Origin of the sequence: Paenibacillus oleatilyticus (assembly GCF_018998565.1) — a bacterium.
GTDB classification, from domain to species: Bacteria; Bacillota; Bacilli; order Paenibacillales; family NBRC-103111; genus Paenibacillus_G; species Paenibacillus_G oleatilyticus.
In genome coordinates this window covers 153192-178274 of the sequence record NZ_JAHNZO010000005.1, presented here as the reverse complement: position 1 = coordinate 178274, position 25083 = coordinate 153192, and the positions used below count along the sequence as shown (strand labels likewise).

Sequence of the window (25083 nt, the reverse complement as noted above, 5' to 3'; positions counted from 1 at the left end):
TTTATCGGCCGTAGTTATAGAGCAGCACGCATCGCGAACAAATAGGCGTCAATCCGCGGCCCAGTGCCTCCCGGTGGCGCCGGAAGTTTTCGTTGTGATACACGTCCTTCAGCTCCTGCCCGTTCAAGTCGCCAAGGGTAAACTCCGGGAAAAACTTGCACGGATTGACTTTCCCGTCCGGCATGACATCCACCCGGTTCGCGATGGATAAACACTGCTCCCGCTTCATCGCCGGTTTCTCGGAGCCAAGAATGAAGTCCCTGATCTCATCCCGCTCCAGCGCCGGCTGAAACCGGATTCGGCTGTTCCATACCCGCCCGTTGATCCGGTCGATCTCGTCGATGAGCGGCTCGATGTTCGATTCCGAGACGCGGAAGGTGAAGGAATGCCAGCTATACCGTTGCTGCTGCTGCGCCGCTTCCAGCCAAGGGAAGTACCGCGCATAATAGTCGTCCATCTTCACTGCAATCTCGCTTGGGATGTACCAAGGAAACACAAAGTAGACCGTATCGACGCCGAGCTCCTCGAAATATGCCATGAAATCGTACAGCTTCGTGACCATCGCATCGCTAATGGTCAAACTGAGCGAAATGCGGCCCTTGTACTCCCCGGTTCGCTGCAGGTCCAGCAGCAGCTTCACCGTTTGGATGACTTTCTTGTACGTGCCCTTCCCGCGAATGGCATCGTTCTCCGCTTCAAAGCCGTCCAGGCTGATGAGCAGCGTCATATCCTTCGATATTTTCAGCACGGAATCCAGCTTCTGCTCCACGAGCAGTGCATTGGTACAGATGGTCGTATTACGGGGATCGCGTTCCAGCAAGTCGGCCAATTCGTCAAACTTGCTGTAATACAGAGGCTCGCCGCCCCAAAGGAACAACCGGGACTTCCGCTGGCGCGTTTGCTCCAGCAGGCGTTCGAGTATGGAAAACTCGATCTCCTGACTTTTCGTCTCCTTGGCCATATCGTGATGAAAGCCGTCGCTCGCCCATTCGAAGCAATGCTTGCAGCGCAGATTGCAGCCGTTGTTCAGCTTGATGCCGATATCCTCCGGAATGTCCAGCGCGAACGTCGGATCGTGCCTCAGCGCTTTGCTTGTTACGGACATGTTGCGGATGGTCCGCTTCATATTTTGAAACGTGTTCTGGTCAAAGGTGACCTTCGTTCGCGGTTGCATGAGCAATCCGTCCCTCCTTCGGTGAATGGTTTTTCATGTTCAATCGTAAATCGGCTGCTCTGCCGCCTGGCCGCTTGTGCCGTTTGCGACTGCCGCCCGCTCCTTTTCCAGGAAAGCCACAAAAGCTTGAATGGAGCTCAATTGGTCGATGTCGAAATGGTCAAAGTCGATTTCCACATCGAACGCATCTTCGATGGCTAATACGAAATTGATCATTTGCAGCGAATCGAGTCCAACCTCGTTAATGATATCCGTCTCAGGTTTCAACGTGGACAGCAGTTCCGGAGACTCCTTGATTTCGCTCAAAATTTTGATCACGGTTTGCAGAATCATAAGAAACTCCTCCTCATCTAGGTCGATTGTTGGCCCAAGGCCAGCGGATATCCGGGCCGCTTCGCCCGCGCCAGCGCCAGCAGCCGCTCATGCATCGCCATGCGCTCGTACGATTGAGCGATCGGCACATTGTCTTTTGTCCCATCCAGCACGCCGCTGAAAAAAGCCAATTGATTCACGAAGTAATTTTGCGGCTCGAAGGTCAGCTTCTCCACCGCCCCGCTCTGCTTATCCTGGACGCGAATGGTCATGCGGTACGTTCCCATGCTCGCGCGAAAAAAATTGTCCACATTCACAACGGCACGCTCCAATTCGAGCGTATGCCTGGAAATCCCCGGCAGCTCGAAGGAAGCGACAAGCTCGGCGCGTACCCCGTCCGCATAATCCAGCGCCGCGCGAAACGTCCAATCGCAGCCGCCCGGCCCCGCAAAATCCGACTCCGCATCGAAGCCCGACGGCTCCAGCCCCAATACCGCTTGAAGAAATTGCAGCCAATAGCACCCGAAATCATAGAAGGCGCCGCCGCCGCGTTCCGGGAAGCTGCGGTAGTTTTGCCGCTCCGGGTCCTGGAACGGAACCGAAATTTGCGAGCGTACCTGCAAGAGGCGGCCGTAAGCGTTCCCGCCGACCATCCGCTTGATCTCGCTCTGCCAAGGATGGTGCTGCACCATCAGACCTTCCAGCACGGGCAAGCCGGACGTCGCCTGCGCGTCCATCAGCAGCCGAAGCTCCTCCGTGTTCAGACAGATCGGCTTCTCCAGCAGCACCGGCTTTCCGGCCTGCAGCGCCCGAATCGCCCATTCCGTATGCAGCTCGTTGCTGAGCGCGATATAGACGAAATCAATTTCCTCGCAGGCCAGCAGCTCCTCGTAGCTGCCGAACGCGTGCGGAATGCCGTGCTTGTCCGCATAGGACTCGGCTTTGGGCTTCGTCCGGCTCGCAATAGCGTGAACGCCGAGGTGTTCGAGGCTTTTGAGGGGCGTGAACAACGCCCGGTCGAGGATGTGAGCGCAGCCGAGCACGCCGATTCGTTTCTTTCTCATGGGCACAACCTCGTGCTTCCTTTATTTTTCCGTCTTCGTCTTGAAGTTGAGACAACAGGCTTGACAGATCGGGAATGAATTTTTTTTCAAATAATTGCGGTATTGCTTATACTTCGGTCCGTTCCAGATATCAAGCAGCCGCTGCTCGTTGACGTTGCCGAGTGTCAAGTCATAGAAGGCATGACAGGAGGTCACGTCGCCTCTCGCATTGATCTCCGTGCTGAGCCAAGGGAACTCGCACCGCTTCTTGGCATGCGACAGCTTGTGGCTGTTTCCGCTGAAGTACAGCTCGACCGTCTCCTCGGTCATGTTCTGCGGGTAGGCGTTGAAATAAACGCCCTTCTCCTTACAGTACTCCTCGATATTGCGTACCTGACGGGAAATATCCTTTGCATTCATCTCGCTAAACTCGGATAATTCGCGGACGAAGCCCCTGGAAACGGCCGCATTCGTGTCCAGATCAAAATTATTTTTCAAAATATTGCGATAATTCACGTGATCTTCCGGCGTAATAAACGACTGAAACTCCAAACTGATATGATCCAGCTTCGTAATATCCAGGCTTTTGAAGAACAGCTCTTCCACATGCATATACGTCAGCGGGGTAATGATGAAGATCGTGCCGATCTTCGGAAACTCCTTGCCCTTCTCCTCCCGGAGCGCATGAAGCTTCTCAATGCCTGCGGTCGCTCTCTTGAACACGCCCTTGCCGCGCTGCTGGTCGTTAATTTCCTCCGGACCGTCCATCGACACCCATACGCGATGCGGCTCGTTCTCGATAATCATCTCCGCGTGCTTTTCCAGCAGCGTTCCGTTGGTCGGGAAGGCGACTTGGCTTCCGTAATATTTTAATGCAGCCAGAACCTCGTCGATCTGCGGATACATCAGAGGCTCTCCGCCAAACAGATCGTAATACGGCTTGACCGGACTGCAATCCTCGATAATTTGCTTAACCACTTGAATATCCAGCTGCGTTAACATCGTTCGTTCCTTGTAGGCGCCGTTATCGCCCCATTCGTAGCACATTTTGCACCTTAGATTACAGGCCTCCAGAAGCTGCAGCCAAATCCATCGGGGCGCCGACGTACTCAAGAGCGATGAAATCGGTGAAGCCGTGTCGTTGCGAAGTTGTACGGACATCGTCTAACCTCCTCCAATTTTCGAATCATTGTCGGTATAGGACCTGTCGATTCAGCCTAGACTGCCTCATCTGCGGAGCCTTCCCGCCTGCGCTTGTTCCGGACGGCATCACCTCCTTATCGTCATTTGCCGCTTCGAACGAATGCTCCGCTACAGATTCGAGCTGCTGTACACGCTCAGCGCCCGCTTCCACAGGAAACGGATCAGCAGGAAACAGACGACCGGGGCCAGCGCGCCCCAGGCCAATTCGGCGGCAGACAGCTTGCCGAGCACCAACATCGGGGCGAAGTTCGTAATCAAAAACACTGGAACGACAAACGTCCCTATCCGCTGTATCCACTTGTTGTACATGGATGCGGGCATATTGTTGGAATCCCATACGGAGTACGAGATTTCGCTGGCGGCCGACGTATTGACGAACCAGAACGAGAGCAGCGCAGGAACGATCATAATGCAGTACGTGAGGACGGTTGCGGCCAGCAGAAAAGCCACAAATCCGGCGACATGGAGCAGCGTCAGCGGAATGCCCGCGGCGCTCCAGCCGATCGCGATCATCACGGTGCCCGCAATCATATTCGGGATCGGCATCCCGACCTCGATAACCCGCAAGGATACGAGAAATTGCAGTGAAATCGGCTTGACCATCATCAGATCGAGACTGCCCGTGCGGACGTGATCGCTGAGACGCAGGAAATTGTTAAAGAACAAGCCCATGTAAATGCCCGTCAGCCATAAATGCGTCCCCATAAACATGAGAATCGTATCCGGCGACAGCCCGTTGATCCGCACATTCGTTTTGTACACGACGACCGCATATAGCAGCTTGGCCATCAGAAACGCCGCTTCGACGAATATGCCCGTTATGAAATTAAAGCGGTATTCCATCTGGGAAATGACCGAGTTTTTGGCGAATAACGCCAGAATGTGCAAATGCCGCCGCAGTTCGGTAACGAAGTTCAAAAGCTCAGCCTCCTAACCCCAAGTACCGTTTCATCCCGCGCTTCCAGGCCAGATGGCAGACGATCAGCATCAGACCGATCCAGATGCCTTGTCCGGCGATGCCTTGCCAAATCAGCCCGTCCGCGATTTTGCCGTTCAGGACGTTGACAGGGAAGTAAATCATATAGTGGAAGGGCAGGTAACGAAACAACTGCTGCAGCCCTTCTCCGAAAATTTCAAGCGGAAACATGCCGCCGCTCATAATATTGACCAACAGGCTGGTAACAACGAAAAAGTAGGAGATTTCCGACAACCAGAAGGCGAACGCGCAAAGGGCGTACGAGATCAGAAAGCTAAGAATGACAGACAGGCACAGGGAGAGGAAAAAAGCCAGCAATCGTTCAAGTCCGGTATGCTGCTTATAGAATGAGTTCAATGCGAAGGTTAGAGCCAGTATGACGAGCAGGGAAATCGCCACATAGATCAAGCGCTGCCCGATAAATGAGCAGATGCGGAAGCCAAAATACGCAACCGGCTTGACCATATATTTATTCAATCCGCCGCTTTTGATATCTTCGGCGATGGCGTGCTCCATATTCGTAATGACCAGCTTGGAGACGACGGCAGCGATGATCGTATACATGATCATCTCTTGATAGGAATAGCCGAACAGGCCGCTCTCTCCGGAGCTCGCATACACCGCCGTCCATATGTAGTAATGCACGACGATCGGAAATACCGCGCTGAACAAGGAGAGAAAAAAATTAAAGCGGTATTCCAGCGAGCTTTGGAAGCCGATGCGGAACGCGACGACATACTTGTGATGAGCCATGGCGATACCTCTCGCGGAGTCCGACGATGCCGTCTTCGGTCGTCGGTCCTCAATTTTGTGAATGATGGGGAGTTGTCCGGAAACGGTTGGTTGCCTGAACGACGTGCGGCTTTCGTCAAAATTTTTGGGAATCAACAATTTTTTCAGAAAAAACGTCGTTTCTACATCTTGTCATACTCAAAGCACTTGACAAATTTCAGTATGACAAATACTACCTATTTCCCGAAAGAAATTACCGTATAACATGTAAAATTAACCCATTGCTTTCATTCATTGTATTGAAAAGCTGGGTACTTTGTCCATAGTGCACGGGGATCAATTGTACCTCAAGCGCTTGGCGAGAACGACGACATCTGATATCGACTGACAGCAAACGATGTAATATTGTGTCGGATGTGACATGCTATATTACAAGAAACGGAAAACGATGAAAGGAGAAATGCACAATGACAACCCTGCATCAAGCACCGGCTGCAAAAGCGGAAATGCTGATCCGCAGACCGGTGGAAGAGGTGTTCGAAGCTTTCGTCGAACCTTCGGTTACGACGCGATTCTGGTTCACCAAAAGCAGCGGAAGGCTGGAAGCCGGAAAACGCGTCCGGTGGGATTGGGAAATGTACGGCGTTTCCACCAACGTCCATGTCAAAGAAATCGAGGAGAACCGGCGCATTCTCATCGAATGGGAGGCGTCTTACGGCTTCACTACGGTTGAATGGATCTTTACCCGCCGGGCGGATAACGAAACTTTCGTGACGGTAACGAACACAGGATTTCAGGGAGATGGGGACGACATCGTCAAGCAAGCAATCGGCTCGACGGAAGGGTTTACGATCGTGCTGTGCGGACTGAAGGCGCTTCTTGAGCACAATATCGTCTTGAATCTGGTGCCGGATAAGGCTCCCGACGCCCATGTGAACTGGTAGGAGCCGGCTTCGCTGTGACAGGCAGCGCGTAGAGCATCCCGATAAAGACAAAACCGATTCGGCTTCTGCGAATCGGTCTCAGAGGGTTGAGAAAGAGGTTTTATACAAAAATAGAGAAACATACGGAGGTGGGGTATCCACTGGAGAAGCGATAGCGTCCGCCTTTGTCATCGGGAAATGTCCGCTACTAAGCGGCTTCTAATAGAAATTTCCTGCAGACCCGGGGCCCCCGCAAAGTACTCGGCCTAAGCTTCCCTGATTCAACTTCACTTTGTGGGGTGGAGCAGCGGTCGGAAGTGGATACCCCACCCCATCGTACACCTCTATTACCTTCAACTGAGCTCAACCGGGCACCTTCACGACAAAAGGAACGGTGAACACCTTGCCTTCATGCTGGAACTGGCCCCACAGCTTGTACACGCCGCTTTTCGGGAAATTCGTCATGAACTTGGCATCCGGCCCGGAAGCCTTCTCCTCCATCGGATGGACATGCAGATACTTCTCGGCATCGGCGCTCAAAATAACCACATGTCCGACCGCGCCGAGATAAGGCTGAAGATTCGTCACCGGCTGCTTCGAAGCGGCGTCGCGAATCGTGAAAGTCAGGTTCGCGTCCATTCCCGCCATCAAGTGGTCAATCGCAAGCGTGACTTCCTTGCCGTCCACCGTCTTGACCAGCGTGGACTCGGGCTCAATCGCCGCGGCTGCGGGCGCATCGCCCTGTACGCTGATCCACTGCGTCTGAGTCATCGTTCCTTGGCCTGTCGGCACAAAGTCCGCAATCAGCTTATAATCGCCTCCGCCCGGAAACTGCGTCGTGATGTCGAACCGGCCTCCGCCCTTATAATCGGGATGAATGTGGTTGAAGAACGACAGGTCTTTGCTGACGACAATCAAGTGAAGCTTCTTCTCGTGCGTAATGTCGAAATTTTCCACCGGCTTGTTGTTTTTGTCCGTAATCTGAATCGTAAGCGGGGTATTACTTCGGGCCTGCGGCTTCTCCGGCGTCAGCTTGAAGGTCGTGACGACCTCGGCGCTCTTCGGCGCTTCGGACGCCCCGCCTCCGTGATTGCCGTGTCCGGCTTCTTCCTTCGGAGCCTCCTTCGGGGCCGAGGCTTCTTTCCCCTGCTGGCCGCACGCACTTAGCAGCAGGGCTGTCCCAAGCAATGTCGCAATGGCTGCTTTTTTCATAAATACCCTCCTGTTTTCTCTCGGTTGTTTTTAGTGTAAGGGAAGCTTTTGAAGATCTTGTGAAGATCATCACTCCACCGCGCTTTAACCCGGAAAACAAATCCGCACCACCGTCCCCCGGCCGACCTCGCTCTCGATTTCCATACGTCCGCCGTGCGCTTCCGCCAGTCTCCGGGCGATAGTCAGCCCGATGCCGCTTCCTCCCGTACTGCGATTCCGCGACTTATCAGTACGGTAGAACCGCTCGAACACATAAGGCAGCTCCTCGGTCGAAATGCCGATCCCGGTGTCTGCGACGACGACCCGCGCCTCGCCATTGGCGTGCTCCACTGTCACCTCGACCCGGCCTCCGGATGGCGTGTACTTCCAGGCGTTGCTGAGCACATTGGCCAAAATTTGCCCGATCCGCCGGCGGTCCGCTTGGACAAGCACCGGTTGTGCCGGGGCGGCGAACCGGAGGGCAACTTGTTTTTGCACAAAAGCAGCTTTGACGGTCTCCACGCTCTGAGCGGCGATAGCCGACAAATCTTCCGTCTGCAGGCGAAGCCGAAAATGAGGCGAGTCCATCTGCGTCAGCTGCTCCAAATCGCCGACCAGATGACTCAGCCGCTCGACCTCCTCGTGACAAGCCGCGAGCCGGACGTGCGTCGGCTCCCAGACGCGATCCATCATCGCTTCCATGTGGCTCTTCAAAGTAGCCAGCGGGGTGCGGAGCTCATGGGCGACGTCGGCGGTCATCGTCTTCCGCAGGCGCTCCTGCTTCTCCAATTGCGCAGCCAGCGCGTTAATCGCCTGTGCCAAGTCGGCCAGCTCGTCGTTCCCGCGAACCTCCGTACGGGCCTCCAGCTCGCCCCCGGCCATGCGGACCGCCATCGCTTTCATCGCCATGAGCGGCGCAGCCATCCGCTTCGCCGCATACAAGCCGGCCAAGGCCGCCAAGACGATGCCTCCGGCGGCAATCCAGACGACCGACTGGACAATCGCCTGCTCCAGATGCGCATTGAACATCCCTATATCCGCGCTCGCCGCCGCCTGCTGCTGATACATCATAAAATGACGGTGCGCCTGCACCAGCAGTACCGTGAACGCGAGGATCAGAATCCCGCACGTTAATCCGACAAATACGAGCGCAAATCTGGCATACAGCCCTCTCACGGCCAAGCTCCTCCGGCAAAACGGTAGCCTGCGCCGTACACCGTTACGATATACCGCGGCGCTTTCGGCACCGGCTCGATCTTCTGCCGCAGGTTTTTGACATGCTGATCTATCGTGCGCTCGTCGCCCTCGAAGTCGAAGCCGAGCACCTTCTCGATCAGCTCGTCTCTCGTGAAGCAGCGCTCCGGGTGCCGGGCAAGCGTAAGCAGCAGCTTGTATTCGTTGGGCGTCAGAGCCACCGGTTCGCCCTGCTTGTATACTTCGCGCTTTAACGTGAGAATAACCAGCTCGCCATCGCCGAACGCCATCCGGTCCGCCAGCAAAGCGTCGTCCTGCGTGCGGCGCAGGATCGCCCGGACCCGGGCCGCCACCTCCCGCGGACTGAACGGCTTCAGCACGTAGTCGTCCGCGCCGATGGATAGCCCGGTGACCCGGTCGTTCTCGGACACCTTGGCCGTTAGCATCAAGACCGGCAGCGAGGACCTTTGCCGGATGCGCCGGCATACCTCCTCGCCGGACATATCGGGCAGCATCAGGTCCAGGATGACGAGATCGACCGCCTCCCGCTCCAGCACGTCCAACGCTTCCGAGCCGCTCGCGGACTCCAGCGTACGGTACCCGTCCTTTTGCAAATAAGAAGCGACGACATCCCTGATTTTCGCCTCGTCGTCGACCATGAGAATCGTCTTGTTCACCGCGGCTTTGCAGCTCCTTTCCGATTCCTCCGTATTCACCGAAAGAAGGGCGCCCGGCAACCGGGCACCCGCCTTCCGCTCTACCTGAAAGTCCGGTGAATAACTGGCGCTGCGCAACCAAAGCATTCTTCCGATCCTGTTGTTCCCGGATTTCCGGATTATGCAACCCCTCTTTAGGTTGAAATCCGGAAACAAAGGCGAACACTTCGTTTCTACAGAATGCTTTCGGTTGCTCCACTCGTTATTCACCAGAATTTTAGAGCTTCACTTTCTGCAATCGGAGCGCGTTGAGCACCACCGACACCGAGCTTAGCGCCATCGCGGCTCCCGCCACCCACGGGGCAAGGAAGCCAAGCGCTGCGATCGGAATACCGAGCGTATTGTACGCAAGCGCCCAGAACAGATTTTGCTTGATGTTGGCCATCGTTTTCCGGCTCATCGCCGCGGCGTCCGGCAAGCGGATGAGATCGCCCTGCATGAGCGTCACGTCGGCCGCTTCGATAGCGATGTCCGTCCCCGTGCCGACGGCAATCCCGACATCGGCGGTCGCAAGCGCCGGCGCATCGTTGATGCCGTCGCCGACCATGGCGACCTTGCGCCCTTCCGCCTGCAGCTTCTTGACTTCGGCCGCCTTCCCTTCCGGCAGCACTTCGGCCAGCACGCGGTCGATGCCTACCTGGCGGGCAATCGCCTCCGCCGTCCGGCGGTTGTCGCCGGTGATCATAATGACCTCGATCCCCCCCTGCTTCAAGCGGGTGATCGCTTCTTGCGACGTTTCTTTGACCGCGTCGGCTACCGCGACCATGCCGGCATACTGCCGGTCCACGGCGATCAGCATGGCGGTTTTGCCTTCCGATTCGAGCCGCTCCATCGTCCCCTCGGCCTGCGCGAATTCGATCCCTTCGCGCCGCAGCAGCTTGCGCGTGCCGACCAGCACCTCGCGGCCTTCGACGACAGCGGCGATGCCATAGCCCGGAATCGCTTCGAACCGCTCCGCTTCGGAGAACGCGATGCCCTTCGAGCGGATGCCTTCCACAATCGCTTCCGCCAGCGGATGCTCGGATTGCTTCTCTGCGGCAGCGACCAAGCGCAGAACCGTCGCTTCATCCGCCGCTTCGATGCGCACGTCGGTCAACTCCGGTTTCCCTTTCGTAACGGTGCCGGTTTTATCCAGCACGATCGTATCGATCTTGTGCATCGATTCCAGATGCTCTCCGCCCTTGAACAAAATCCCGAACTCCGCCGCGCGGCCCGATCCGGCCATGATGGAGGTCGGCGTCGCGAGCCCCAGGGCGCAAGGGCATGCAATGACGAGGACGGCGATCGCTTTTTCCAGCGCATTGGCGAATTCGCCCGGAACAACCACAAAATACCAGATCAAGAACGTGAGCACCGCAATCCCGACGACGATCGGCACGAAGATGCCGGAGATCTGGTCGGCCACCCGCTGGATCGGCGCCTTCGAGCCCTGCGCGTCTTCGACGACCCGGATAATTTGCGCCAGCGCCGTTTCTTTGCCGACTTTGGTCGCTTGGATCCGCAGGCTGCCGTTCCGGTTGACAGTAGCGCCGATGACGGCGTCACCCGGCTTTTTCTCAACCGGAATGCTTTCGCCCGTCAGCATCGATTCGTCGACCGCCGACATGCCGTCGAGGACGAGGCCGTCAACCGGAATTTTCTCGCCCGGCTTCACCAGCACGACGTCTCCGGCCAACACCTCTTCCACCGGCACGCTCAGCTCGACGCCGTCGCGGACGACAAGCGCCGTTTTGGCCTGCAGGCCCATCAGCTTCTTGATCGCTTCCGAGGATCGTCCTTTCGCCAGCGCCTCGAACCATTTGCCCATCACGATCAACGTGATCAGCACGGCGCTCGTCTCGTAATACATGGAAGGCATGCCATGGTGCGATGAAGAGCCGGCCGCAGCCCACTCCAGCGTCAGGTACAGGCTGTAAAAATAAGCCGCCGACGTGCCCAGCGCGACGAGCACGTCCATGTTAGCGCTCTTGTTGCGCAGCGCTTTGTAAGCGCCGGTATAGAACGGCAAGCCGATGATGAACTGCACCGGCGTCGCGAGCGCAAGCTGCACCCATGGATTCATCAGCGCTTCCGGCAAATAAATCCACGAAGTGAACGAAAAGTGGCTGACCATCGACCACAGCAGCGGGAACGAAAGAATGGCGGAGAAGATCAGCTTTGTGCGGTGGGCGGCAATTTCTTTTTGCCGGTGGTCGCCGTCGTCCTGCCGCTCCTCCTTCAGCCCCGCTTTGTAGCCAAGCTGTTCGACCTTCCGGATCATCTCGTCAACCGACACCGCCTGCCCGGAGTATTCGACGTGAGCCGTCTCGAGCGCAAAGTTCACGGTCGCTTTCCCGACGCCGGGCAGCTTGTTCAAGCCCTTCTCGATCCGGTTCGCGCAGGCTGCGCAGGTCATGCCCGTAATGGCAAGCGAGGCTTGCTGCTGATCCGGCTGCTGTTGTTGTTCCAATCGCTGTTCCATAGCTAAGCACCTCTCCTCAATATACCCGTATGGGGTATATTTTAATCAAAAAAAGAGAGCGGCCGGAGCCGCACCTCGGCAAAACCGGTGAATCGCGGATCAAACTACGTCGTAGCCCTGGTCTTCAATCGCAGCTTTGATTGCATCCGGATTCGTTTTCGACTCCTCATACTGCACTTGAACGGATTTTGCAGCCAAGTCAACTTTGCCGGTTGCGCCGATGTTCTTCAAAGCGCCCTCGATGGAATTCACACAATGATTGCAGGACATGCCTTCAACTTTCAATGTAATAGTTTGCATAGGGAATCTCTCCTTATTTCATTAATTTTTGGATGGTGGTAAGCAGCTCTTCAACGACTTCGTGCTCGCCGGCTTGAATGCGTTCGATCACACAAGACTTCATATGGCCTTCGAGCAGCAGCTTGCCGACGCCATTCAGCGCCGATTGGATCGCGGCGATCTGGTTAAGGACGTCGTCGCAGTACGTGTCTTTCTCGATCAAGCCCTTCACGCCCCGGATCTGGCCTTCGATGCGGTTCAACCGGGTGATGAGGTTGGCTTTGACTTTATCGGAATGATGGCTTTTTCTCTCGCTGTCCGTGGAGCAGCAATGTTCCGCCTCCGTAATGTTTTCCATTGTGTTCCCTCCTCTTGGCTTTATATTACTATACCCCCCTACCCTATGTCAACGAGTGAATTGCATTTTTTTCAAAAAGCCGTCCGTCGTTAGTTTTCCATTCCCCAGGCTATTCTAAACCGGGTGATTGCTTAAGACACCTCGAAAATAAGGCTGCATTTCCCTGCTTCGAGGGCGGCGGCTTTCTTCCAAGGCAGCTGCGAAAAATCCAACGGTATGCAGAACCGGCCGCGGCGCCCTTCTGGCCGACTTTTTTGTACGTTCGTAGTGACTCCCCCCATAGCGTGTGCTACAATACGATTAAATCGTAACACGATGGAAAAAGACGATAAGACAACTACGGATTTGGAGTGAGAGAACGTGAACAAACCCGCAATGCTCAGGGTGATGTTATGGGGACTTATTCTTGGCCTGATCTTAACCGGATGCACCCCGACCGCTAAGAAGGAAGAATCCCCGGTTGCCGCCACGAAGGACGAGCTGATCTTGGCCGTCGGCTCCGAGCCGGAAGCCGGCTTCGATCCGACCACCGGCTGGGGGCGGTACGGCTCGCCGCTGTTTCAAAGCACGCTGCTGAAGCGGAATGCCGAAATGAAAATTGTAAACGATCTGTCCACCGGCTACGAATTGAGCGGCGACGGGACGGTATGGACCGTCAAGCTGCGGAACGACGCGAAGTTTTCCGACGGCAAGCCGGTAACCGCCGCCGACGTGCAGTATACGTTCGAAACGGCGTCCAAAAACGGCTCCATTATCGATCTCACGAATATGAAGAGCGTCGAAGCCGCGGATGACGCCACGGTCAAGTTTACGCTAAAAGAGCCGCAATCGACGTTCCTGACGCTGCTCGTGCAGACGGGCATCGTGCCGAAGCACGCCCACAGCCAAGACTATGCCCAGAAGCCGGTCGGGTCCGGACCGTACAAGCTCGTGCAATGGGACCGGGGCCAGCAGGTCATCGTCGAGGCGAATCCCGATTATTACGGGCCGAAGCCGTTTTTCAAAAAGCTGACGTTTCTGTTCCTGAACGAGGATGCCGCTTATGCCGCCGCCAAGGCCGGAAAAGTGGACGCCGCTTACATCCCCGCCGCCTTCAGCAAGCAGCCGGTCGCCGGGATGCGGGTCGAAGCCGTACATACCGTGGATAACCGTGGCATCGTGTTTCCTTATATCGGTTCCGGGACGATCACGAAGGATGGCAGTCCCATCGGCAACGATGTGACGGCGGATATCGCGATCCGCAAAGCCGTCAACACGGCAATCGACCGCAAAGCGCTGGTCCAAGGCGTACTGGAAGGACACGGCACGCCGGCCTACACCATCAACGATCGGCTGCCCTGGTGGAATCCGCAGACGGTCACCCCCGACGCCGATGTCGAAGGCGCGAAGAAGCTGCTCGCGGATGCAGGCTGGAAAGACGCCGACGGCGACGGCATCTTGGAGAAGGGAGCGCTCAAAGCGCAATTCCCGCTCATCTACCCTTCGGGCGACGTGACGCGGCAATCGCTCGCGCTGGCCGTAGCCGACATGCTGAAGCCGATCGGCATTCAAGTCAACGTCGATGGGAAAAGCTGGGACGACGTCAAGAAGCTGATGCATTCCAGCGCTGTCATGATGGGCTGGGGCAGCAACGATCCGCTCGAAATGTACAACGTGTATAGCAGCAAATACCGCGGCGTCGAATATTACAACAATGGATATTACAGCAATCCGGCAGTCGACGCTTGGATGGACAAGGCGCTCCGGGCCACGAAGGAAGAAGACGCCTGGGAATTTTGGAAAAAAGCCCAATGGGACGGCACGACCGGCGTCAGCGCGCAGGGCGACGCGCCATGGGCTTGGCTGGTCAACATCGACCATCTGTATCTGGTCAAGGACAAGCTGGATATCGGGAAGCAGCGCATTCATCCGCACGGCCACGGCTGGCCGGTTACGGACAATATCGAAGAATGGAAATGGACGAACTAGGCCCGGAAAATGAGGTTATGAGACGATGCGCAGCTTGCTTACGTTTTTAGGCTTGAAAGCGATCCGGCTGGTCACTTTGCTGGCGGCGATCAGCGCGATTTCCTTCGTGCTGGTCAGCGCCTCCCCCATCGATCCGATTCAAGCCTACGTCGGGGCCGACATGATGCGGGTGAGCCCGGAGCAGCGGCAGCAGATCGCCGAGCATTGGGGACTCGACAAGCCGCCGGCCGAACGCTTCGCGAATTGGGGGACGGCCCTGCTGCAGGGCGACCTCGGCACCTCGATGATTTACCGCCGGCCGGTGGCGGAGGTGATCGGAGAGCGATTCGCAGGTTCGTTGGCGCTGATGTTCGCCGCCTGGCTGCTGTCCGGCCTGCTCGGCTTTGCGGCAGGCAGCTTGGCCGCGATGAAGAAAGATACGTGGATCGACCGGTTGATCCAATGGTACTGCTATACGCTGGCCTCCACGCCCGCGTTCTGGATGGGTCTGCTGCTGCTTCTGCTGTTCGGAGTATGGCTCGGCTGGTTTCCGGTAGCTCTGGGCGTCCCTGCCGGGGTGCTGGCTCAGGAGGTTACGTGGAGTGACCGGGTGCAGCATATGATCCTGCCCGCGCTGACCTTAAGCATCGTCGGCATCTCGAACATCGCGCTGCATACGAGGCAAAAGCTGCTCGACGTGCTCGCCAGCGACTACGTGCTGTTCGCCCGGGCCCGCGGCGAGCGCGGCTTCCGGCTGTTCCGGCGGCACGGCCTGCGCAATATCGCGCTGCCCGCCCTGTCGCTGCAGTTCACCGCGTTCAGCGAGCTGTTCGGCGGGGCGGTCTTGGCCGAGCAGGTATTTTCCTATCCCGGCCTCGGACAAGCCACCGTCGAAGCCGGGCTGCGGGGCGACGTTCCGCTGCTGCTCGGCATCGTGCTGTTCAGCGCCCTGTTCGTGTTTACCGGCAATCTGATCGCGGATTTGCTCTACCGCTTGGTCGATCCGCGAATCCGGGAGGGACGGGCGCTATGAATAAGATACAAACATCCAGCGGCTCGGCGCACTTTCGCCCCCAGGCGCGGCTCGGTCCCGGTCGGAGGCATCGGGCGCTGATCGCGGCGATCGGCGCGGCCGTGCTCATTCTGGGGACCTTGCTCATCGGGCTGCTGCTCAGCCCGGACAACTTGTCCACCCGGCTGGAATGGCGCAACCTTCCGCCATCGCTGCAGCACCCGTTCGGCACCGATTGGCTCGGGCGGGATATGTTTACCCGCACCCTCAAAGGGCTTGCGCTAAGCGTGCAGGTCGGCTTGATTGCCGCCGCTTGCAGCACGGTGATTGCCACGGCGCTGGGCCTCATTGCCGCGACGATGGGCCGGACGGCCGACCGGATCGTCGCATGGCTGATCGACTTGTTCCTGAGCGTGCCGCACCTCGTCACGCTCATTCTGATCGCGTTCGTCTGCGGCGGCGGCATGCGCGGCATCGTGATCGGCGTCGCCCTGACGCATTGGCCAAGCTTGGCGCGGGTCATCCGCGCGGAGGTGCTGCAGCTGCGCAGCGCCGAATTCGTGCAAATTTCGCGGCGGCTCGGCCAGTCCCGCTGGCAAGTGGCGACGCGGCATATGCTGCCTCACCTGCTGCCGCAGCTGCTCGTCGGGCTGCTGCTGCTCTTCCCGCATGCGATTCTGCACGAAGCCGGCGTGACGTTTATCGGTCTGGGCCTGTCGCCGCACCAGCCGGCGATCGGCATTATTTTGTCCGAGTCGATGCGGTATTTGTCGACCGGCATGTGGTGGCTGGCCGTCTTCCCCGGCCTTTGCCTGCTGATCGTCGTCCGGGCGTTCGACCGGGCCGGAGAAAGTCTGCGTCTGCTGCTCGATCCGCGGGACCCGCAGAGCTGAAGCACATCCGGCCCCGCAGCATGACAAAAAGAGGAGGCTCGGCGTAACGTGCCTGAATCTATGCCACAAAATATTCATGTCCCTGTACTTGAAGTGAACGATTTGTCCGTCGCTTTCACGCGGTACGACCGCGGACTGCGGCAATCTACGGTGGAGGTCATCCGCAGCCTGCACCTGACGGTCGGACGGGGCGAGCTGCTCGCGGTCGTCGGATCGAGCGGCTCCGGCAAAAGCCTGCTCGCCCACGCCATCCTCGGCATCCTGCCGGACAATGCAGCCGTCTCCGGGACGCTGCGGTACGAAGGCGAGCCGCTGACCCCTGCCCGGCAGGAGGCGCTGCGCGGCAAGGAGATTGCGCTGGTGCCGCAATCGGTCAATTTCCTTGACCCGCTGATGCGGGTGGGCGATCAGGTGCGGAGCTCGGTCCGCGAAGGCGATGCCGACGCCGCGGTCCGACGCATCTTCGACCGCTACCGTCTTGCCCCCGGGACCGAGCGGCGGTACCCGTTCCAGCTGTCGGGCGGCATGGCGCGGCGGGTGCTCGTCTCGACGGCGACGGTTGGCGGCCCGCGGCTCGTCATTGCCGACGAGCCGACGCCCGGTCTCGACCCTGCGGCGGTGCGGGAAACGCTAAGCCGTTTCCGCGAGCTGGCGGACGAAGGCTGCGCCGTTCTGCTCATCACTCACGACATCGAGTCGGTGCTCCCCTTTGCCAACAACGTCACCGTCTTTTATGCCGGGACGACGGTCGAAACGGCGCCCGCCGGCGACTTCTCCGGCGACGGAGCCCGGCTGCGCCATCCGTACAGCCAGGCGCTCTGGCAGGCGCTGCCGCAGAACGGCTTCACGCCGATTCCCGGCGTCCAGCCGCATCCGTCCGCGCTGCCGCCGGGCTGCTTGTTCGTGCCGCGCTGCGCCTCGGCCAGCCCGGACTGCAGCCGCGAACGGCCAATGATGCGGGAGCTGCGCGGCGGGACGGTGAGGTGCATCCATGCGACTTGAAGCGCGAGGCCTCGGATACCGGCGCGGCCGGGACTCCTGGCTGTTCCGGGGTGTTGACCTTACGTTAACGCCGGGGGAAATGACCGGCCTGGTCGGTCCTAGCGGCTGCGGCAAAACGACGCTCGGGCGGCTGCTGGCCGGGTACGAGGAGCCGCCGGAAGGGCGCATTACGTTAGGCGGCAGCCCTCTCCCGCGCAGCGGCTACCACCCGGTGCAGCTCGTCTTCCAGCACCCGGAGAGGGCGGTCAATCCGAAGTGGCCGATGCATCGCGTGCTACGCGAAGGCGGGGAACCCGATCCGGCGCTGCTGGACGCGCTGGGCATTGAGCAGGAGTGGCTCCGCCGCCGACCCGGCGAATTGTCCGGCGGCGAGCTGCAGCGGTTCTGTGTCGCGCGGGCGCTCGGGCCGTATACGCGGTTCCTCATCGCCGACGAAATGACGACGATGCTTGACGCGATCACGCAAGCTCAAATCTGGCAGGCCGTGCTCGCAATCGCCCGGCAGCGGCAGCTCGGCGTGCTCGTCGTCAGCCACGAGCCGGGCTTGATCCGGCATCTCTGCACAAATGTCATAAACTGGAACGAGCTTACAGGCGTGGACTGAACTTCGGATGGTTCAATACGTTGTGGCGGCGACGCTGCCCGAAGAGATGATTGACAGCCGAAAACGCCCCGTGCTATAGTACTGTTAATTTATTTTTCGTGAAAGACAACGATGGGGAAAGTAAGCATGGCGTATTTCCAAGCGACCCGGGGAAGGTGCGAGCCCGGGAAAGAAGCCCTGCCGAAAGCCACCCTGGAGTCGCCCTCTGAAGCTAGCAGCCGTAGGAGTGGACCGGTGTTCCGCCGTTATAGGACCGAGTGGACTTCGCATGTCGTGGAGTCAACGAGGGTGGTACCGCGTGAGCAATAGCTCTCGTCCCTTTTTGGGGACGGGGGCTTTTTTATTTGCAAATTTGCACGAACAAATCCATGAAAAGCTGGTGAATGGTTATGACTTTGAATTGGTCCGAACGCCTCTCCCCCGTCATCCGGGATATGCCGCCGTCCGGCATCCGGCGGTTTTTCGATCTCACGTCGGAGATGAGCGGGATTATTTCGCTCGGCGTCGGGGAGCCCGACTTTGTGACGCCTTGGGCGATCCGGGAAACGGGGATTCAGTCTTTAAGGCACGGTTACACGATGTATACGTCCAACGCGGGCTTGCTGGAGCTGCGCGAGGAAATTGCCGCTCACCTGCATGGATTTTACGGCGTGCATTACGAGCCCCGCAGCGAGGTGCTGGTTACGGTCGGGGTCAGCGAAGCGGTCGATCTGGCTTTGCGCGCCATCGTCCATTCCGGAGACGAGGTGCTGATCGCCGAGCCGTGTTACGTCTCGTACGCGCCATGCGTCACAATGGCAGGCGGTGTGCCGGTTCCGGTAACCACGACGGCGGACAACGATTTCCGGCTGACCCCCGAGCAGGTGGAAGCCGCGATCACGCCGCGGACCAAGGCGCTGCTGTTTAACTATCCGAACAATCCGACCGGCGCGACGATGTCCCGGGAGGATCTGCTTGAAATTGCCAAAGTCGTGGAAAAGCATAACTTGATCGTCATTTCCGACGAGGTGTACGACAAGCTGACTTACGAGGGCGAGCATACGTGCTTTGCGTCGCTGCCGGGGATGCGGGACCGGACGATTTTGCTGAACGGCTTCTCCAAGGCGTACGCCATGACCGGCTGGCGGCTCGGGTACGCTTGCGGCCATCCCGAAGTCATCGCCGCGATGACCAAGATCCATCAATACACGATGATCTGCGCGCCCATTACGGTGCAAAAAGCGGCGATCGAAGCGCTTCGAAACGGTACGGAGGAAATGAAGGAGATGGTCGGCTCGTACAATCAGCGGCGGCGGCTCGTGCTGAAAGGCTTCCAAGAGATCGGCCTGCCCTGCTTCGAGCCCCGGGGAGCCTTCTACGCCTTCCCGTCGATCCGGCACACGGGCCTTTCGTCCGAGGCGTTCGCCTGGCGTCTGCTGGAGGAAACGAAGGTTGCGGTCGTGCCCGGCAACGCTCTCGGCTCCGCCGGGGAAGGCCATATCCGCTGCTCCTATGCCTCTTCAGTGGAAAATTTGACCGAAGCGATCGAGCGGATGGGCCGCTTCCTGAAGCAGTTCGAGTAATACGGGCACGCTCTCGTAGGAAGCGGGCTAACCGACCGAATCCGCAAGCGTAGGCGTGGCCAGCTTTACGGCGTAATCATGCATGGCTTCCAGTGAACCCGTATAGATGAGAATGCCCCGTTCGATTAAACGGCGAAGCCGATACTCGATCCAGCTATGGGAAATCGGACAGTCCAAAGCATGAACAAGAATTTCCCCGATCAGCAGTCCGATTTTAACCCAGCCTTGGGCCTCTGCCTGTGCCTGTAGTGTACGGACGACCTGAACGATCGTTTCGTCGAAATAGCTTTCATCCGCCGTCCGAAGGTGACCATTCTCATAAATGCGAAGCAAGCCCGCTTCTTCTGCGAGTCTCCGCCAGTCTTGGATAAGCCCCTCTCTAGCCCACGGCGCAAGCGGCTCCGCCTTCCCGATCCACGAAGCCAATTCGTCGGGGGCAGCTTCCCCGGTATGGCGGAGCCGTCCTTCGGAAGCGAGGGTTACGTTCATGACGGATACGGAAACGTATGGCGGCAGGGAAGCAAGCACGGCGCGAAGCCCGGTTTGTTCAAAAACGTTGTCGGCTGCCCAGATCATGACAGGAACCGGATTCGCGGAAAGACGGGAGAGCCATTCCCGCCAAGCTTCCATGTTGCTTTTCAGATAGGGCAAGTATTGCCGGGCTTCCTCATTGGCGATGCTTTCCCGCCAGCGAAGACGCACGTCTTCCCAATTCTGCGAGGCCCCGCAAACCGGAGGACCCGACATCAAGTCGTCTTCCCAATGAAGCACCGACTTGTCGGGTCTGGTTCCCATGGCAACCTTTAAACAGCCTGCCGCTGCCGCACCGAAGACAATCTGGACCGTCATCGGGACGTCGTCTCAGTCGTGGAAGCAGTCTCCCCGGCGGGATCAAACGCTCCGTCCACGGCGTCCCATTCGTTATAAAACTGCTCCAAATACCGCTCCATAAAGCGGTGGCGCTCCTCCGCCAAGGCGCGGGCGGCGTCCGTGTTCATCAAATCCTTGAGCTTCAGCAGCTTCTCGTAAAAGTGGTTGATCGCCGTTCCCGGATGGCTGCGGTATTCCTCTGGCGTCATGTTCTCCCGGACCGGCTGCTCCGGATCGTGCATCGGCCGGCCCTTCCAGCCGCCGTAAGCGAACACCCGGGCGATTCCGATGGCGCCGATCGCATCGAGACGGTCCGCGTCCTGCACGATCCGGCCTTCGGCGGTGCCCATCGGCTTGCCGCGTCCTCCTCCAAAGGACATCGTCGAAATAATGTCCATAACATGAGCGCGGTCCGCTTCGTCCGTTCCCGCTTCGGCGAGCCAGCTCTCCACCTTTTGCAATCCGGCTTCCTTGCTCGGGTTAAGCTTTTCATCGGCCACGTCGTGCAGCAGCGCCGCCAGCTCGCAGATGAACGTGTCCGCCTGTTCGATCGCCGCCAGCCGCTTGGCCGTGCGGGTCACTCGGACAATGTGCCACCAATCGTGGCCGCTGCTGTCTCGTTCCAATTCGGCTCTCGCATAAGCAGCCGCCTGCTCCAGCAGCTTTTCTCGTTTGATCGGGTCCATAAGCGTAATCATCCTCTCCGAATTCTGTATCGTCTCGCTATTGTACTATGCCCTGGAGCGGCACGAAAAGAAGGCCGCAATCGCATGGATTGCCGCCGGGTGTGGAATTAATGAATTATAGCGGAAAATGAGAAGCCGCGGCGCATAATAATGATCGGTCAAATGCCCGCTTCGCATGGCCCACTGTTTTAGACGTCGGATAACAAGAGAAAAGCAGTCTAAACGCAATCGTTGTAGACCGCTTAGTTGTTCGCCGCTCGGCGCTAAAAGCGCATGTCTCCCCTGCGTGGATTATCGAGCCGGACGCCTACGCCTCCGTCGTCTCTTCGACCTGAGGTACATCCGGCGGGGGAAAAGCCGGCAAGGACGGTACCTGCTGGCGGGATTTGTCCGCCGTCTTCCAAGGATGCCGCTCGTCGATCCACTTGCGGATTAACGCATTGACCAACGACGCCGATTTGGTCGGAAGCTGATGGCCGACCTTGGGCAAGAAATGCAGCGTGCTGTCGGGCAGTCTGCGGTGGAGGATATGGGCATACCGGTGAAATTCTTTATCTTTCACCCCGTATAGGAGCAGGACCGGCGTTTGAATCTGCCCTAGCTTTTCCGTACAGTTGTACGTCAGACTGCACTTGAAGTAATCGTTCACGTTCCGCAGCTGTCCTTCCGTGGCCGTGCGGTAAAGACGCCGGAACGTCTTCCATTTGTTCGCGTTGCCCCAAGCGATGACCGCCGCGACAATCCGTTTGGCGCGAAGCCCCATCAGCCCGACCGCCGCCCAAACCTCGCTGCGCCGGTACCAGTCGCTTAACTCCGACATAGCGCTGATTAGAATCGCCCCGTAGAACCGGTCGGGGTAGCGGAGCATCGCTTCCAACGCGACCGTTCCGCCGGTCGAATACCCGCATAAATAAGCTTTTTTCAGCTCCAAATGGTCGAGCAATCCACGAATGTCTTCCGCCAGCAGGCCGTATGTAAGCCGCTCCGAGGACTGCCCGCTCTGTCCGTGGCCGCGAATATCGAACGCAATAACCTGGTACCTGCCCGAAAGATGCTCCAGTTGATCCGCAAAATTGCTGCTCGTCAGCATCGGAGGATGAATGAACACGATCGGAACGCCGGAGCCCTTCACTTTATAGTACAGCGTCGTTCCGTTAATTTTGGCGAATGGCACGAGCGCTTCACATCCTTTCTTTTCCAAAATGAAAGGGAAATGCAATTCCTAGCATACCCTTCCCCTTCGCAAAAGATGCGCGCTCACGGTTCCATCATTAAAGTGAGTCCGCAGGACGGGCATTCCCGCTCTTCCGCCGTCACACGTGTCCAACAAGCGGGACACTGCTCCATCGCTTCCGCTTGTGCGCAGCATACGTCGTCTTGCGGCAGCGGCGCGTCCGGATCGGTCAAGCCCTCGAACCAGCTGCTCACAAGCTTGCCGTCGATTTCAAGCACCTGCAGCTCATCCGACGGAAACCAACGGATGATTCCGTTCCTGTCGCACACCGCCGCCACCATGATTTCGCCCGATTCCTCGTGCGGAAACCAATCGCCGCCAAGCCGGCCCGCCCTCTGCCTTTTGTAAGCTCCGAATCCCGGGCCCAGAAAGAGATAGTTCCGCCCGCTCGGTTTATGCCATACGATCGTTGCCAACGGTTCGTCCTCCCGTCATATGTAACATTTACCCATTAGACCTGACGAACCGTGAAAAGGTTGCTCCGCTTGCAAAAAAACCGGCCGTTCCGCCCTGGGGCGAAAACGACCGGTTTTTCATTTTTAAAGAAGAGAATGCGATTCGAGCCCGTTATGGAAACGGCGGCCGATAACCCTGATTCCGCCGGACGTGTTACAAGCCAAGCACCTTGTTGACCGACTCGATGACGCGGTCTTTTTGAAACGGCTTGACGACAAAATCTTTCGCTCCCGCCGTAATGGCTTCCAGCACCATACCCTTTTGGCCCATGGCCGAGCACATGATGATCTTCGCGTTCGGGTCGTGTTTGCGGATTTCTTTGACCGCTCCAACTCCGTCCAGCTCGGGCATCGTAATATCCATCGTGACCAGGTCGGGCCGGGCGGATAAATAAGCGTTGACCGCCTCCATGCCGTTCGTCGCTTCCGCCACCACCTCGTGTCCTTCCTCCGTCAGCATCGTTCGCAGCATCATCCGCATGAAAGCGGCATCATCGACTACCATTACTTTAGCCATAGGCAATACCCCCAACCGTCTAAGGTGAATGTTGTATCCCTATTATGACAGAGCTTTATTAAGAAACTATTAGGTTAAGGAACAATTTGTCCCTTTTTTAGCCGAAAATTTTTATTTTTCCCGAGAAAGGAACTTCATATAGGGTCTATGGCCAACATAAAAAAGCCGGGTTCTCTTGAACAAGAGAACGACCGGCTTCCCGAAAGCAGCGGGAATTATTATTGAAAATGCGTCTGGTAAGGCTGTTGCGGCTCTGCAGGCTGTACGGCTTGGATCATGGTGCGCATCGTATGGTCAGCCAGCTGCGGGGCTTGGTAGAAGCCCTTGAAGTTCATGTATTGGAACATTTCCCAAGCCATCTCCTGGCAAATGTTCGCCGACGTTGCGTGGTACTGGCGAATTTGCGGATCTACACATTCGCAGGCCCACAGCATGGCGACAGCCGAGCCCGTTTTGTGCAGGTTCAGCGCGATTGTCGCGATGGACACATCGGACAGCTGCGTCGCGTTCGGATTCGGCCCAGGCACGGACGGCTGCCGCAGCCCTGGCTGCGGTCTTTCATAAATGCGCAGCTCCGGCGTATGCGGCGTCATGGCGATGCCTTTGCCTTGCAGCAGGCCGATGCCGTAATCGTAGCCCTCCAGCATCCGTCGCTGCTGATTGAACAAAATATCTTTCAAGTGCGTATCCTGCGCCATCGAGAACAAAACGCCGTACAGTTCGATGTGCGCCGCTTTCGTGCGGACCGCCTCTTGGGTTTCCAAAAATTCGTGGGCGGCAAAACGTTGCTGCGTGTGCATAAAAACCTCCTGAACTGGAATGGATATTTCGGAACACCGATAGTATGTCCAAGGATTGGAAACGATTATGCGCAATACATCCAAAATTTTGCAAACGGCCGCAACCGACTGCATTTATCCTGCGTCTAATGTGATAGATTTCACAAGACACTGGGAGCGACGGCCTCTCATCGAGCAATAAAAATAAGCCGGCCCCGAAAGGAACCGGCTTTCAGCCTAGTTTGCAGCGGCGGACCCGCTTGTGGAGCCGTCGGGGTATACGGTGAAGGAGGAGACGCTGCGTGTGCCGTCCGCAGCTTTCTTTACCGTCCACAGCTCGTACCGGTCGACTTGTCCGCCTGCGTTCCAACGAATGAACAGCTGCCCCTCCAAGTCGCCTCGGCGCAAGCCTTCGGTGTCCGCGCTGAGACCGCCGCTGCTGTAGCCGGCCGCTGCTCCGAAGTCGTAGCGCCACAGCTGCTGCTTGGAGCTGTCGATCAGCGTCAGGAAGGACGGTTCGCCCAGCACGCTTTTCACGTCTTTGGCCTCCATACCGCGTTCGAGGCGGTACGTTGCGGCCCATATTTTTTTCTGCGCGTCGCTGGCATTCTTCGGCTCGGAAACGACCGAGACGGTACGGGCTTCCTCGTCATAGACAGCCCCGGCCCCCAAGTTTTCGGCCATGAAGCGAAGCGGCACATACGTATGTCCGTCATAATTCAAGATTGCGAACCGGGAGCCCGTATCGCGAACCTCTCCATTGAATTTCAATTTTACGGGAAACAGCGTCGCCCGGATTTCATCCGAGGCGTAAACGGCGGTAGAAGCGGCAAGCACGGCTCCGCAGAGCAGTCCAAGTATAAATTTTTTCATGAGTACCTCCTTGGATTCGTTGTTGCGTTCTATTCATTATACTAGGGATAAGACGAGGTTGGCATGGAAAAAGGTTGCATAATTGTT

Annotated in this window: 26 protein-coding genes and 1 other annotated feature; of the genes, 7 read left to right on the top strand and 19 right to left on the bottom strand. The window is 57.7% G+C overall.

The window, feature by feature from the left end; all coding sequences use genetic code 11:
• Position 1: 1 nt before the first annotated feature.
• The 6 genes from KQX66_RS08605 to KQX66_RS08580 form a co-directional block, all read right to left on the bottom strand.
• Positions 2-1174, bottom strand: coding sequence for a radical SAM protein (locus KQX66_RS08605; protein ID WP_216792051.1), 1173 nt, complete (start codon positions 1172-1174; stop codon positions 2-4).
• 39 nt (positions 1175-1213) lie between these two features.
• Positions 1214-1507, bottom strand: coding sequence for an acyl carrier protein (locus tag KQX66_RS08600; RefSeq protein ID WP_253957018.1), 294 nt, complete (start codon positions 1505-1507; stop codon positions 1214-1216).
• Positions 1508-1524: 17 nt separating this feature from the next.
• Positions 1525-2550, bottom strand: a complete 1026-nt coding sequence (locus KQX66_RS08595) for a Gfo/Idh/MocA family protein (protein WP_216792049.1) — start codon at positions 2548-2550, stop codon at positions 1525-1527.
• Positions 2551-2571: 21 nt separating this feature from the next.
• A complete protein-coding gene (locus tag KQX66_RS08590) occupies positions 2572-3690 on the bottom strand; it encodes a radical SAM protein (protein ID WP_216792046.1) in 1119 nt (372 codons plus the stop codon).
• A gap of 150 nt (positions 3691-3840) precedes the next feature.
• Positions 3841-4650: an ABC transporter permease gene (locus tag KQX66_RS08585; protein ID WP_216792044.1), complete on the bottom strand. Its 810-nt coding sequence runs from the start codon at positions 4648-4650 to the stop codon at positions 3841-3843.
• 4 nt (positions 4651-4654) lie between these two features.
• Positions 4655-5461, bottom strand: a complete 807-nt coding sequence (locus KQX66_RS08580; RefSeq protein WP_216792042.1) for an ABC transporter permease — start codon at positions 5459-5461, stop codon at positions 4655-4657.
• A gap of 446 nt (positions 5462-5907) precedes the next feature.
• Here KQX66_RS08580 and KQX66_RS08575 point away from each other — a divergent pair, with 446 nt between their 5' ends.
• Complete coding sequence (locus KQX66_RS08575; protein ID WP_216792040.1) at positions 5908-6384, top strand: SRPBCC family protein; 477 nt, start codon at positions 5908-5910, stop codon at positions 6382-6384.
• A 342-nt stretch (positions 6385-6726) separates the two neighbouring features.
• On the opposite strand, the gene KQX66_RS08570 is transcribed toward KQX66_RS08575, so the two are convergent.
• The 6 genes from KQX66_RS08570 to KQX66_RS08545 all read right to left on the bottom strand — a co-directional run bounded on the left by KQX66_RS08570 (position 6727) and on the right by KQX66_RS08545 (position 12562).
• Positions 6727-7575 carry a DUF8832 domain-containing protein gene (locus KQX66_RS08570; protein ID WP_216792038.1) on the bottom strand — a complete coding sequence of 283 codons (849 nt, stop codon included), beginning with the start codon at positions 7573-7575 and terminating at the stop codon, positions 6727-6729.
• An 84-nt stretch (positions 7576-7659) separates the two neighbouring features.
• Complete coding sequence (locus tag KQX66_RS08565; RefSeq protein ID WP_216792036.1) at positions 7660-8730, bottom strand: sensor histidine kinase; 1071 nt, start codon at positions 8728-8730, stop codon at positions 7660-7662.
• The gene (locus KQX66_RS08560; RefSeq protein ID WP_216792158.1) at positions 8727-9407 is read right to left on the bottom strand and encodes a response regulator transcription factor; all 681 of its coding nucleotides are present in this window, start codon (positions 9405-9407) and stop codon (positions 8727-8729) included. The genes KQX66_RS08565 and KQX66_RS08560 overlap by 4 nt, the downstream gene beginning before the upstream one ends.
• 274 nt (positions 9408-9681) lie before the next feature.
• The gene (locus KQX66_RS08555; protein ID WP_216792034.1) at positions 9682-11925 is read right to left on the bottom strand and encodes a heavy metal translocating P-type ATPase; all 2244 of its coding nucleotides are present in this window, start codon (positions 11923-11925) and stop codon (positions 9682-9684) included.
• A 99-nt stretch (positions 11926-12024) separates the two neighbouring features.
• On the bottom strand, positions 12025-12225 hold the full coding sequence (locus KQX66_RS08550) for a copper ion binding protein (protein ID WP_010493235.1): 201 nt from the start codon (positions 12223-12225) through the stop codon (positions 12025-12027).
• Positions 12226-12238: 13 nt separating this feature from the next.
• The gene (locus tag KQX66_RS08545; RefSeq protein ID WP_054974605.1) at positions 12239-12562 is read right to left on the bottom strand and encodes a metal-sensitive transcriptional regulator; all 324 of its coding nucleotides are present in this window, start codon (positions 12560-12562) and stop codon (positions 12239-12241) included.
• A gap of 375 nt (positions 12563-12937) precedes the next feature.
• Between KQX66_RS08545 and KQX66_RS08540 the strand changes: the two genes are divergently transcribed.
• The 6 genes from KQX66_RS08540 (at position 12938) to KQX66_RS08515 (ending at position 19582) form a co-directional block, all read left to right on the top strand.
• Positions 12938-14530, top strand: coding sequence for an ABC transporter substrate-binding protein (locus KQX66_RS08540; protein ID WP_253957033.1), 1593 nt, complete (start codon positions 12938-12940; stop codon positions 14528-14530).
• A 25-nt stretch (positions 14531-14555) separates the two neighbouring features.
• A complete protein-coding gene (locus KQX66_RS08535) occupies positions 14556-15542 on the top strand; it encodes an ABC transporter permease (protein ID WP_216792030.1) in 987 nt (328 codons plus the stop codon).
• On the top strand, positions 15539-16414 hold the full coding sequence (locus KQX66_RS08530; RefSeq protein WP_253957017.1) for an ABC transporter permease: 876 nt from the start codon (positions 15539-15541) through the stop codon (positions 16412-16414). The genes KQX66_RS08535 and KQX66_RS08530 overlap by 4 nt, the downstream gene beginning before the upstream one ends.
• Before the next feature lie 60 nt (positions 16415-16474).
• Positions 16475-17416, top strand: coding sequence for an ABC transporter ATP-binding protein (locus KQX66_RS08525; RefSeq protein WP_216792156.1), 942 nt, complete (start codon positions 16475-16477; stop codon positions 17414-17416).
• The gene (locus tag KQX66_RS08520; RefSeq protein ID WP_216792028.1) at positions 17406-18020 is read left to right on the top strand and encodes an ABC transporter ATP-binding protein; all 615 of its coding nucleotides are present in this window, start codon (positions 17406-17408) and stop codon (positions 18018-18020) included. The genes KQX66_RS08525 and KQX66_RS08520 overlap by 11 nt, the downstream gene beginning before the upstream one ends.
• Positions 18021-18119: 99 nt before the next feature.
• Positions 18120-18343 (top strand) — a binding site (T-box leader).
• Between the two features lie 66 nt (positions 18344-18409).
• Positions 18410-19582: an aminotransferase class I/II-fold pyridoxal phosphate-dependent enzyme gene (locus KQX66_RS08515; protein WP_216792025.1), complete on the top strand. Its 1173-nt coding sequence runs from the start codon at positions 18410-18412 to the stop codon at positions 19580-19582.
• A 27-nt stretch (positions 19583-19609) separates the two neighbouring features.
• On the opposite strand, the gene KQX66_RS08510 is transcribed toward KQX66_RS08515, so the two are convergent.
• From KQX66_RS08510 to KQX66_RS08480, 7 genes are all read right to left on the bottom strand, one after another.
• A complete protein-coding gene (locus KQX66_RS08510; RefSeq protein ID WP_216792023.1) occupies positions 19610-20431 on the bottom strand; it encodes a DUF3658 domain-containing protein in 822 nt (273 codons plus the stop codon).
• The gene (locus tag KQX66_RS08505; RefSeq protein WP_253957016.1) at positions 20428-21138 is read right to left on the bottom strand and encodes an HD domain-containing protein; all 711 of its coding nucleotides are present in this window, start codon (positions 21136-21138) and stop codon (positions 20428-20430) included. Before KQX66_RS08505 ends, KQX66_RS08510 begins: the two co-directional genes overlap by 4 nt.
• A 307-nt stretch (positions 21139-21445) precedes the next feature.
• Entirely contained in the window at positions 21446-22312 is an 867-nt protein-coding gene (locus KQX66_RS08500) for an alpha/beta fold hydrolase (protein WP_308647192.1), read from the bottom strand.
• Positions 22313-22395: 83 nt separating this feature from the next.
• The gene (locus KQX66_RS08495; RefSeq protein ID WP_216792016.1) at positions 22396-22788 is read right to left on the bottom strand and encodes a hypothetical protein; all 393 of its coding nucleotides are present in this window, start codon (positions 22786-22788) and stop codon (positions 22396-22398) included.
• A gap of 193 nt (positions 22789-22981) precedes the next feature.
• Positions 22982-23344, bottom strand: coding sequence for a response regulator (locus KQX66_RS08490; protein WP_054973428.1), 363 nt, complete (start codon positions 23342-23344; stop codon positions 22982-22984).
• Positions 23345-23562: 218 nt separating this feature from the next.
• Positions 23563-24144, bottom strand: a complete 582-nt coding sequence (locus KQX66_RS08485; RefSeq protein WP_216792014.1) for a spore coat protein — start codon at positions 24142-24144, stop codon at positions 23563-23565.
• Positions 24145-24360: 216 nt separating this feature from the next.
• Positions 24361-24996 carry a stalk domain-containing protein gene (locus KQX66_RS08480; RefSeq protein WP_216792012.1) on the bottom strand — a complete coding sequence of 212 codons (636 nt, stop codon included), beginning with the start codon at positions 24994-24996 and terminating at the stop codon, positions 24361-24363.
• Between the last annotated feature and the right edge of the window lie 87 nt (positions 24997-25083).